We start from the raw sequence: 9,879 nt of genomic DNA, 5'->3' as shown, positions 1-9,879 counted from the left end.
AGCGCCAGCCGGATCGTCAGGTGCACCTCGTGGCGGCAGTAGAGGAGCACGCCGACGTTGACGCACTCGCCGCGGTCGACGCGGGGCACCACCCGCAACGGTGCCCATTCGTAGGCGTTCACGGCACCCACGTCCGGTCCGCCAGCCGCGCGAGCAGGTGCTCGACGTAGGCCTCCCGCGCCGCCGCCGGCGAGGAGAAGTACGCGTCCTCGGCGAGCCACTCCTCGGGCACCGTCGCCACCACCGCCTCGAGCGCCGCCCGCGTGACCACGGGGGTGAGCGCCTGGTCGGCCGCCGCCCGCGAGGCGGTCGTCGTGGCGGGCGCGAGGACGTGGTCGGAGATGTCGTAGGGCCGCCCGACGACGCCGGCCGCACGCGCCCACGAGTGGTGGAAGTACAGGCAGGCGCCGTGGTCGATGCACCAGAGATCGCTCGAGGGGCGAGCGGAGCGACGGGGGAAGGAGGTCGGCCAGCGCAGCAGGTTGGGGTTGCGCCAGGTGCGGTCGACGTTCTCGACGAGCGCGTCGAACCAGAGCACCCGCGCGGCCTCGTCGGGGGCCACGGTGTGCGCGACCGGGTCGAACCCCAGCGCGCCCGGCAGGAAGTCCATCCCGAGGTTCGGCCCGCCGGAGCGCGCGAGCAGCTCCTGGACCTCCCAGTCGGGCTCGGCGCGGGCGACGACCGGGTCGAGGTCGACGACGACCAGCTCGGGCACCCGCAGCCCGAGCCCCCGAGCCAGCTCGCCCGCGACGACCTCCGCGACGAGCGCCTTCACGCCCTGCCCGGCGCCGGTGAACTTGACGACGTAGGTGCCGAGGTCGTCGGCCTCCACGACGCCCGGCAGCGACCCGCCCTCGCGCAGCGGTGTGACGTAGCGGGTCGCCGTCACCCGCCGCAGCGTCACGAGAGGTCCAGCGCGTACCAGACCTGGGCGTGGGGGTTGCCGTTGTAGGGCTCGACCTCGACGAAGCCGGCGCGCTCGTAGAGGGTGCGGGCCTCGACGAGGTCGGCGCGCGAGTCGAGCACCAGCCGGGCGCGGCCGGCCTCGCGAGCGCGCCGCACGACCTCGTCGAGCAGCAGCCGGCCCACACCGTCGCCGCGCACCGCGGGCGCGGTCCACATCCGCTTGATCTCGGCGGCGTCCTCGGGCACGCCCTCGCCGCGCCAGCGCAGCCCGACGCAGCCGAGCACGTCGTCGCCGTCCGCCCCGTCGCCGATCGCGACGAGGAAGGTGCCCAGCGGCGCGACCAGGTCCTCGTCCGGGCTCTGGGCCGCGAAGGCCGCGACCTCGTCGGCGGTGGCGGGCCGGCCCTGCATCCGGCCGATGACGTCGTCCAGGTAGCCGTGCAGCGCGCCGAGCCCGGGCTCGGTGTCGGGGCGGGCCTCGTGCAGGGCGATGGTCGTGCTCACGGCGGTCATTGTCCGCCCGCCGCCGCTGGTGTCCGGGACCCGGGGTCCCGCGACGGGTCAGGTGGGTCAGGGAGCGGCGGGCCAGCGCACGGTGAGCCGGGCACCGCCGTCGGGCGAGCTCCCGGCCCGCACGGTTCCGCCGCGGCCCTCGACGAGCCGGGCGACGAGCGCGAGCCCGAGCCCGGCGCCGGTCGCGCCGCTCGTCGCGTCGAGCCGGGTGAAGCGGTCGAAGATCCGCTCGCGGTCGGCGGCGGGGATGCCGGGCCCGTCGTCGTCGACGAGCAGGCGCACCCACCGGCCCGCGGGCACCGCGGACACGTGCACGACGCTGCGGGCGTGCTGGCGGGCGTTGCCGAGCAGGTTGTCGAGCACCAGCCCGACTTCGGCCGGGGTCGCCGCGGCGCGGACCGGCACGGGCACCCACACGGTCGTCGCGACCGCGTCCTCGTCGGCACCGGCGCGCGCCAGGGCCTCCCCGAGCGCGTCCGCGAGGTCCACCGGCACGGGCTCGCCGCGGGTGCCGCCCTCCGCGCGGGCCAGCGCGAGCAGGTCGGCGACCAGCGCGGAGAGCCGCTCGGCGTCGCGGGCCACGCCGCGCCACGCCGCGCGGTCCTCCTCCGACGAGCCCGGCGACGGGTGCGCGACCGCGACCTCGGCCTGCGCGCGCAGCGACGCGATCGGCGAGCGCAGCTCGTGGGCGGCGTCGTCGGAGAACCGCCGGAGCCGGTCGACGGCCTCGTCGCGCCGGGCGAGCAGGGCGTTCACCTCGACGGCGAGGGCGGTCAGTTCGTCGGCGGCGAGCGGGACCGGCAGGCGGTCGCCCACGTCGAGCCCCGCGGCGGCGGTCCGCAGCCGGTCGACCGGGCGCAGCGCGGCCCGGGTCGCGAGCCAGGCGGCGCCGGTCAGCGCCGCCGCCGCGACCAGCACGGCAGGCAGGAACCAGCCGGCCGCGCCGCGCAGCAGCGCCACCGCGCCGTCGAGGTCCCGGACGGCGAGCACGAGCCGGCGGGACCCGTCGGGCAGCGTCACGGCGACGGCCACCCAGCGGGTGGGTCCGCCGGGCTCGGCGTGGGCGGGGCCGGCGAAGCCCGTGGTCACCGGCTCGCCGGCCGCGAGCGTGCGCACCTGCGCGGGGTCGAGCGGGAGCGGCCCCCGCCCGTCGGCCGGTGCGCCCGCGAGGTCGACGACGCGCACCCCCGGCGGTGGGGCCGCCCCGGCGGTCACCGCGACGCCCGCCGCCGTCGCCCGGTCGCGCAGTTCACCGTCGCCGGCGGTGACGACGGCCGAGAGCAGCAGGCCCACCCACAGCCGGGCGAGCGCGAGGAGCACGACGACGGCGACGAGCGCGACGGCCAGGGTGATCCGGGTCCGCAGTCCGCGCCGGGCCCACCAGCCGCGGAGCCGGGGTGCTTCTGAGCGAGGGGGCCCTTCGGTCGATCTAGCCGGGCGTGGGCGCCCCTCGCCGGAATCAGGCTCGGCGTCGGGTTCCGAACGAGGGGCACCTTCGGTCGATCTAGCCGACCGAAGGTGCCCCTCGCTCAGGTCGGAGGCGCCCACGTCGGAGGTGCTCACGACCGGGGCTCGAGGCGGTACCCGCGCCCGCGGACCGTCGTGACGAGCCCGTCCGCGCCCGCCCCGGCGAGCTTGCGACGCAGGTAGCCGACGTAGACCTCCACGACGTTGCGCGCGGCCGCGCCGTCGCCCCACACCGCGGTGAGCAGCTCGTCCTTGGTCACCGTCTCGCCCGGCCGGGACGCGAGGGCGTGCAGGACGGCGGCCTCCCGCCCCGACAGCTCGATCTCGCGGCCCGCGAAGCTCGCCGTCCCGGCGGCCGGGTCGACGACGAGCGGACCGAGGACCACCCGGGCCGCCGCCGGCCCCCGGCGGCGCAGCAGCGCGCGGAGCTGGGCGACGAGCACGACGAACGAGAACGGTTTGACGACGTAGCCGTCGGCGCCCAGGTCGAGCCCGTCGGCCTGGTCGACCTCGCCGTCCTTGGCCGAGAGCAGCAGCACGGGGGTCTCGTCGCCGCCCGCGCGCAGCCGCTCGAGCACCCGGTAGCCGGACAGGCCGGGCAGGACGATGTCGAGGACGACCGCGTCGAACGCACCTGTCTCCGCGTGGGCGAGCCCGGCCGGCCCGTCGCCGACCGCCACCACGTCCATGCCCTCGGCGCCCAGGCCGCGGACGAGGGCGGCCCGGACCCCGGGCTCGTCGTCGACCACCAGCACGCGGGGCACGCCGTCGACGGTAACCGCGGGAACGCTGTGGGGGTCTCAGCCGACGCGGCCGAGGATGGACGCCATGAGCAGGAGACGACGCATCGGCGCAGGCCTCGGCGGGATCGTGGTGGCCGGCGCGGTCACCCTGGGTGTGGTGCTCGCCCCGAGCGCCGCCGCGGCACCACCGCTGCCGCCGGTGAGCCCGGAGGACCTCGTCACCTCCGTCATCACCGCGAAGCCCGGGCCGCTCAACGGCACCGTCACCGTCGACAACGAGCTCGGGCTGCCCGCGCTGCCGAACGCGCCGCAGGCCGCGAACGGCACGTCGACCGCGCGGGTGTGGTCGAACGGCGACGGCAAGGGCCGGGTGGCGCTGCCCTCCGCCGACGGCGAGCGCACGCTCGTCTCCGACGGCACGACGCGGTGGTCCTACGACTCGACCGACCGCACCGTGACGAAGGCGCCCGCACGCCCCGCGACCCCGCCGTCGCGGCCCGACGGCGCCGCCGGCCCGGACCCGCAGACCGACCCGGCGGGCGCGGCCACCGCGATGATCGCCGACCTGCGCAAGACCAGCACCGTCTCGGTCGAGGGCACCGCCGAGGTCGCGGGCCGCTCGGCCTACCAGTTGGTGCTCACCCCGCTCCCCACCGAGCGCACCCTGCTGCGCGAGGTCCGGGTGTCCGTCGACGCCGAGAAGCGCCTGCCCCTGCAGCTGTCCGTGCTCGCGACCGGCTCCCCGCAGCCGGCGCTGACGATCGGGTTCTCCGACATCACCTTCGGCCCGCAGGACCAGTCGCTGTTCGCCTTCACCCCGCCGCCCGGCACGACGGTGAAGGACGCCCCGGCCCACGGCCAGGACGGCCAGGGCGCTCCGGCCGGGGCCCAGGCGCCCCGCACCGTCGGCGACGGGTGGGACCGCGTCGTCATCGCGCAGCGACCCGCGGCGGCGCCGAACGCGCCGAAGCCGGACCAGGGTGACGCGCCGGACCTCAACGCCCTCGGCACGCCGGTCAGCGGCCCGTGGGGCCAGGGTCGGCTGATCACCACCGCCGTCGCGACCGCGATCGTCACCAGCGACGGCCGCATCGCCGCCGGCGCCGTGCCCGAGCAGGTGCTCTCCGAGGCGCTCGGCCGGTGACCGCGGCACCTGGGACCCTCGACCTCGTGCCGTCCGCCGAGGGTCCCGCACCCGACGGTGGGCTCGCGCCCGCCGCCCGGGCGCGGGGCCTGCGCAAGACCTTCGGCCGAGTGGTGGCCGTCGACGGGGTCGACCTCGAGCTGCCCGCCGGCGCGATCGTCGGGATGCTCGGTCCCAACGGCTCCGGCAAGACCACGCTGATCCGGATGCTGCTGGGCCTGACCCGCCCCACCGCGGGCCACGTCGAGCTCCTCGGCCGGACCGGCGACGACCTCCCGGCCGCGCTGCCCGACGTCGGGGCCCTCGTCGAGGGACCCGGCTTCCACCCGTTCCTCTCGGGCCGGGACAACCTGCTCCGCGCCGCGGCCCTCGAGCCGCGGCTCGACGGCGACCTGCGGGCGCCGGTCGACGAGGCCCTCGAGCGCGTCGGCTTGTCGGGCGGGGCGAGCGGAGCGACGGGGGGTCACGACGCGGCCCGGCGGCGCTACCGCGGCTACTCGCTGGGCATGAAGCAGCGCCTCGGGCTCGCCGCCGCGCTGCTCGTGCCACGGCGGCTCGTCGTGCTCGACGAGCCCACCAACGGGCTCGACCCGGCCGGCACCCGCGACGTCCGGCGGATCATCGCCGAGCTGCACGACGCGGGCTCGACCGTCCTGCTGTCCTCGCACCTGCTCGCCGAGGTCGAGGCCGTGTGCACCCACGTCGCGGTGCTGCAGCGCGGCACGCTGCTCGTCTCGGGCGAGCTCTCGGCCCTGCTCGACGCCGGCACCGGCGAGCTCGTCGTCACCACCGACGACCCCGACGCGGCGCTCGGCGCCCTGCGGACCTCGGGCGCGAGCGCGTACCTGCGCGACGGCGGCCTCGTCGTCCCCTCCGGGCCCCTGGAGCCGCCGGAGGTCGTCGCCGCGCTCGTCGGGGCGGGCGTCGGCGTGTGGGAGGTCCACCGTCGCCGCCCCCACCTCGAGGAGTTCTTCGCCCGGCTGACCGAGGAGGACGCGTGACCACCGCGACGCGGCCCGGCGCCGCCACCCGCAGCACCGCTCCCCTGGGCCGGGTCCTCGCCGCCGAGCTGCGCTGGGTGCTGCGCCGGCCGCGGACGCTCGTGGTCCTCGGCCTGCTCGCCCTCGTCCCGATCGCGATCGCCATCGGGATCGCCGCGACCGGCGGGCCGTCCTCGGGCCGCGGACTGATCGCGCAGGTCGCCGGCAACGGCTTCGTCCTGCCCGTGGTCGCGCTCGGGCTGTCGCTCACGCTGCTGCTGCCCCTGGCCGTCGCGAGCGCCGGCGCCGACGCGATCGCGGGCGAGGCCGCCACCGGGACGCTGCGCGGGCTGCTGCTCGCCCCGGTCGGGCGGCTGCGGCTCGTCGTCATGAAGTCCGCCGGGGTCGTGACGGTGGCCGTGCTCGCGGTGCTCGTCGTCGCGGTCGTCGGGATGCTCGCCGGCACGGTGGTCGTCGGCGGCGCCCAGGGCACGCTCGTGACGCTCTCGGGGACGACGCTCGGGATCGGCGAGGCCCTCGGCCGGATCGCCCTGGTGGCGGCCTGGACGGTCGGCCAGCTGCTCGCGATCGGCGCGGTCGCGCTCGCGATCTCGACGTTCACCGAGCACCCGCTGGTCGTGCTGGCCTGCGTGCTCGGCGGGCTGATCGTCTTCGGGGTACTCTCCGCGATCCCGTCGCTGGAATGGCTGCAGCCGCTGCTGCTGACCACCGGCTTCGCCGCGGGCACCGACGTGCTGCGCGACCCGTTGCCCCTCGGCGGGCTCGGGTCGTCCACGCTGCGCGCGCTCGTGTACGTCGTGCTCGGGCTCGCCGTCACCGTCGTGCGGATGCGCCGCCGCGACGCCTGACCCGCCGGTTACCGGGGCGACGGCACCCTCGCCGCGTCGACGCGTGCCGGGGTGCCGCTCGCTCCGGGCCGTATGGTCCTTGATGCGGATCACGGGGTCCCACTAGCGTATTGCGCTCCGCGGGACACGCCCGCCCGGTCCACCGCACCCACCGGAGCACCGCATGAGCACCCCGACCGATGCACCGACGACCGTCTCGAACATCGGCGTCGTCATGTTCACCGTCGCCGACCAGGACGCCGCCCTGGCCTTCTACCGCGACCGCCTCGGCTGGGAGGTCCGCGGTGACACGAGCTTCGGGGAGAACGGCGAGCACCGGTGGGTGGAGGTGGCGCCGCCCGGGTCCGTCGCCCGGCTCGCGCTCAACCCGCCGATGTTCGACGAGCCGGGCGGGAGCTCGATCGGGGTCGAGACGACCGACGTGCTCGGCGAGCACCGGCGGCTGACCGCGATCGGGGGGATCGACGTGGAGCCCGAGCCGATGCGCACCCCGGGCGCCCCGCTGATGTTCATGCTGCGGGACCCGGACGGGAACACCGTCGTGGTCGTCGAGGCCCCCGCGGCGGGCTGAGCGCGGCGTGACCCCACCCGACGCCCGGGTGGGGTCATGGACGTCGGCCTCAGGCCGAGGCGCCGCGCACCCGGTCGCGCATCGTCGTGATCACGACGTCCTCCTCGGGGGTGCTCAGCCGGGGCACCGCCACGTCGACCGCGCCCTCCCACTGGTTCCCGCCGAGGGGGAGGTCGGCCTCGTCGTCGTCGGCGACGCGGGCCATCGACCAGCGCGCGAAGGTCCGGGCCACGTCCGGGCTCGTCTCGACCAGGTCGACCTGCTGGTGGCGCCGGTCGGCGTGGATCGTGTCGTAGAGGCCACGGACGACGCTCTCCTCGCCCTCCAGGGTCTGGACGACGTTGTCCTCCCAGATCACCAGGGCCCCGGTGATCCCGAGTCCCGGGTTCTTCGTGCGCGCCGCCGACAGGATCTTCGCGATCTCGGGCTCGAGATCGTCCGCGGGGATCGTCAGCCGACTGCGGTAGATGAGGCGGAACACCGGTCCGGCCCCGGTACTCGTGCTGTCGTCGGGCATGTCGTCGACTCCCTCGTGGCCGATGCGCACCCTGTCGGCCCTCTGGTTGAACCGATCGTGATGCGCATCACGCCCGACGGTAGGCGCGTGCGGCCGTGATCACCGGATGGAACGGGGGGCGGCCCCGTGATGCCGGCCTACGGCCTCGCCGGCGTCTGCGGGTCAGCGGCGTCGGTTCGGGACGCTCAACCGCAGGATCGTGCCGAGCACGTCGGCGTACTGACGGTGCAGCGGACCACTGGTGTAGGGCAGCCCGTAGCGCCGGCAGATGTCCCGCACCACGGGCGCGACCTCGGCGTAGCGGTTCGACGGCATGTCGGGGAACAGGTGGTGCTCGATCTGGTGCGAGAGGTTCCCCGTCATCACGTGGAGCAGCGGGGGCCCGTCGATGTTCGCCGAGCCGAGCATCTGCCGCAGGTACCACTGACCACGGGTCTCGCCGTCGAGCTGGTCCTCGGTGAAGGTCTCCGCGCCGGCCGGGAAGTGCCCGCAGAAGATCACGGCGTGCGACCAGACGTTGCGCACCACGTTGGCGGTCAGGTTCGCCGCGACCGTCGTGGGCGCCGACAGCCCGGACAGCAGCGGCCACCCCAGGTAGTCCTTGGCGAGCTGGCCGCGGACCTTGCGCCACAGGCCACCGAGCTCCCGGCGGGCGTCGGCCCACGGCTTGCGTCCGGCGACGACCTCCTCGAGCTCGACGTCGTAGATCGCGATCCCGTACTCGAAGCCGAGGGCGAGCCCCGCGTTGAGGAGCGGCTGGAGCAGGTGATGGGGCCGCCACGGCTGCGTCGGATCGACCCGGAGGACCGCGTAGCCGACGTCGCGGTCGCGGCCCAGGACGTTGGTGTAGGTGTGGTGGACGTAGTTGTGGGAGTACTTCCACCCCTCCGCCGAGGACGCCGAGTCCCACTCCCACCGCGTGGAGTGGATCTCCGGGTCGTTCATCCAGTCCCACTGTCCGTGCAGGACGTTGTGCCCGATCTCCATGTTCTCGAGGATCTTCGCGACCGACAGGGCCGCGGTCCCGGCCAGCCAGGCGGGCGGGAGGACCGACACCAGCAGCAGGGCGCGCCCACCCGCGTCGAGACCCCGCTGGACGGCGATCACGCGCCGGATGTACCGCGCGTCGTCGTCGCCCAGGTCCGCCATGACCGCGCGGCGGACGGCGTCGAGCTCGGCGCCCAGGTCCTCGACGTCGGACTCGGACAGGTGGGCGGTGGTGGCGCTCGACGACGTCGTGCTGCCGGTGGGTGGGAACAGCAGGTCCGGGTCCGACGGGGCGATCTCGATGACGGCAGGTGACGACACAGGGTCCTCCGACCTCTTGCGCGGGGAGGCCACGGGGACCGGGTGACCGGACGACCACGGGACGCGCGGACTGCACACGTGCGCGAGCACGCCGCGCGGGCGGGGTCTCCTCCGAGGATTCCCTCCCTCGGGCAGGACATGCCCGAGGGAGGGCCACCGCACAGTGCAGCCCGCCCCGCCGTCCGGGTTTCGACCGCTGCCCAGGAGCCGAGCCCTGTGGTGCGACCCCGGACCCGGTCGCCGGGATCGGGTCCTCGCGCCTCGTGCGGCCGACGCCGGTCCTCCCACGCTCTCGATGCCTCAGTCAGGGGACCACCATGACCAGCGCGACCACGAACGACGGCGCCACCACCCGCACCTCGGCGAGCGGCCCCACCGACATCCGCGAGTTCGGCCAGGAGCTGTGGGCCTACCTCACCGGCAAGGGCGCGACGATCGAGTACGAGCTGCGCGACATGACCGTGGAGGTCCCGAAGACCACGGGCCCCGACTCCCCGCGGGCGACGTGGAAGATGAACGGCACCGTGCGCATCCGCACCAGCGACCGGGAGAACACGGGCTCGCTGGGCCAGGCGTGAGCACCGGCCCGGCGGGCCCCGCTCCTCGCACGCGGACACGGGGCCGGTACGAGGACCGGCCGGGTCACCTGCTCGCCGAGGTCGACCTCGCCATCGAGGTCACCGACGTCCACGGTCGCCGCACGAGCGGCCGGCTGGTCGGGACCGGGCACCGGCTGCGGATGGAGGTCGACGACCCCGCCGTGGTGATCGCCGCGACGGGGCGCGGCGCCACCCGGGCGATCGGGGTCGGCTGGCCGACGCCGGGATCCGTGCCGAGCTCCACGGCCGACGCGGGCGGGTG

Annotated in this window: 13 protein-coding genes; 6 read left to right on the top strand and 7 right to left on the bottom strand. The window is 75.9% G+C overall.

Going from position 1 to position 9,879, the window contains the following annotated elements; translation table 11 throughout:
* The 5 genes from AC0CYZ_RS23710 to AC0CYZ_RS23690 form a co-directional block, all read right to left on the bottom strand.
* Nucleotides 1-92, bottom strand: a 92-nt coding sequence (locus tag AC0CYZ_RS23710) for a DUF3037 domain-containing protein (RefSeq protein WP_472219893.1), incomplete at its 3' end; no start/stop codon positions are given.
* 26 nt (nt 93-118) lie between these two features.
* Entirely contained in the window at nt 119-889 is a 771-nt protein-coding gene (locus tag AC0CYZ_RS23705) for a HipA family kinase (protein ID WP_472219891.1), read from the bottom strand.
* A gap of 11 nt (nt 890-900) precedes the next feature.
* A complete protein-coding gene (locus tag AC0CYZ_RS23700) occupies nt 901-1,410 on the bottom strand; it encodes a GNAT family N-acetyltransferase (RefSeq protein WP_472219890.1) in 510 nt (169 codons plus the stop codon).
* A gap of 66 nt (nt 1,411-1,476) precedes the next feature.
* The gene (locus AC0CYZ_RS23695; RefSeq protein WP_472219889.1) at nt 1,477-2,739 is read right to left on the bottom strand and encodes a sensor histidine kinase; all 1,263 of its coding nucleotides are present in this window, start codon (nt 2,737-2,739) and stop codon (nt 1,477-1,479) included.
* 239 nt (nt 2,740-2,978) lie between these two features.
* Nucleotides 2,979-3,650 (bottom strand): response regulator transcription factor, encoded by a 672-nt coding sequence (locus tag AC0CYZ_RS23690; protein ID WP_472219887.1) that lies wholly within the window; start codon nt 3,648-3,650, stop codon nt 2,979-2,981.
* A 64-nt stretch (nt 3,651-3,714) separates the two neighbouring features.
* On the opposite strand from AC0CYZ_RS23690, the gene AC0CYZ_RS23685 reads away from it, so the two are divergent.
* The 4 genes from AC0CYZ_RS23685 (at nt 3,715) to AC0CYZ_RS23670 (ending at nt 7,193) form a co-directional block, all read left to right on the top strand.
* Nucleotides 3,715-4,773 carry a LolA family protein gene (locus AC0CYZ_RS23685; protein WP_472219886.1) on the top strand — a complete coding sequence of 353 codons (1,059 nt, stop codon included), beginning with the start codon at nt 3,715-3,717 and terminating at the stop codon, nt 4,771-4,773.
* A gap of 26 nt (nt 4,774-4,799) precedes the next feature.
* The gene (locus AC0CYZ_RS23680) at nt 4,800-5,774 is read left to right on the top strand and encodes an ABC transporter ATP-binding protein (protein WP_472219885.1); all 975 of its coding nucleotides are present in this window, start codon (nt 4,800-4,802) and stop codon (nt 5,772-5,774) included.
* Nucleotides 5,771-6,622 (top strand): ABC transporter permease subunit, encoded by an 852-nt coding sequence (locus tag AC0CYZ_RS23675; protein ID WP_472219883.1) that lies wholly within the window; start codon nt 5,771-5,773, stop codon nt 6,620-6,622. The genes AC0CYZ_RS23680 and AC0CYZ_RS23675 overlap by 4 nt, the downstream gene beginning before the upstream one ends.
* Nucleotides 6,623-6,785: 163 nt before the next feature.
* Nucleotides 6,786-7,193, top strand: coding sequence for a VOC family protein (locus AC0CYZ_RS23670; protein WP_472219881.1), 408 nt, complete (start codon nt 6,786-6,788; stop codon nt 7,191-7,193).
* A 49-nt stretch (nt 7,194-7,242) separates the two neighbouring features.
* Here the strand turns inward: AC0CYZ_RS23670 and AC0CYZ_RS23665 are convergent, their stop codons facing one another.
* Nucleotides 7,243-7,710 (bottom strand): BLUF domain-containing protein, encoded by a 468-nt coding sequence (locus AC0CYZ_RS23665; protein ID WP_472219879.1) that lies wholly within the window; start codon nt 7,708-7,710, stop codon nt 7,243-7,245.
* 162 nt (nt 7,711-7,872) lie between these two features.
* On the bottom strand, nt 7,873-9,018 hold the full coding sequence (locus tag AC0CYZ_RS23660; protein WP_472219877.1) for a fatty acid desaturase family protein: 1,146 nt from the start codon (nt 9,016-9,018) through the stop codon (nt 7,873-7,875).
* 317 nt (nt 9,019-9,335) lie between these two features.
* On the opposite strand from AC0CYZ_RS23660, the gene AC0CYZ_RS23655 reads away from it, so the two are divergent.
* Together AC0CYZ_RS23655 and AC0CYZ_RS23650 are read left to right on the top strand one after the other, a co-directional pair.
* Nucleotides 9,336-9,596: a hypothetical protein gene (locus AC0CYZ_RS23655; RefSeq protein WP_472219875.1), complete on the top strand. Its 261-nt coding sequence runs from the start codon at nt 9,336-9,338 to the stop codon at nt 9,594-9,596.
* Nucleotides 9,593-9,879, top strand: a 287-nt coding sequence (locus AC0CYZ_RS23650) for a hypothetical protein (protein ID WP_472219873.1), incomplete at its 3' end; no start/stop codon positions are given. The genes AC0CYZ_RS23655 and AC0CYZ_RS23650, both read left to right, overlap by 4 nt.

The organism is Actinomycetospora sp., assembly GCF_055612215.1.
This window is presented reverse-complemented; position numbering and strand designations above follow the sequence as displayed.

Coding starts and splice junctions, on each gene's coding strand:
- AC0CYZ_RS23685 (WP_472219886.1), top strand. CDS start 3,715: ATGAGCAGGAGACGACGCATCGGCGCAGGCCTCGGCGGGATCGTGGTG.
- AC0CYZ_RS23665 (WP_472219879.1), bottom strand. CDS start 7,710: ATGCCCGACGACAGCACGAGTACCGGGGCCGGACCGGTGTTCCGCCTC.
- AC0CYZ_RS23670 (WP_472219881.1), top strand. CDS start 6,786: ATGAGCACCCCGACCGATGCACCGACGACCGTCTCGAACATCGGCGTC.
- AC0CYZ_RS23655 (WP_472219875.1), top strand. CDS start 9,336: ATGACCAGCGCGACCACGAACGACGGCGCCACCACCCGCACCTCGGCG.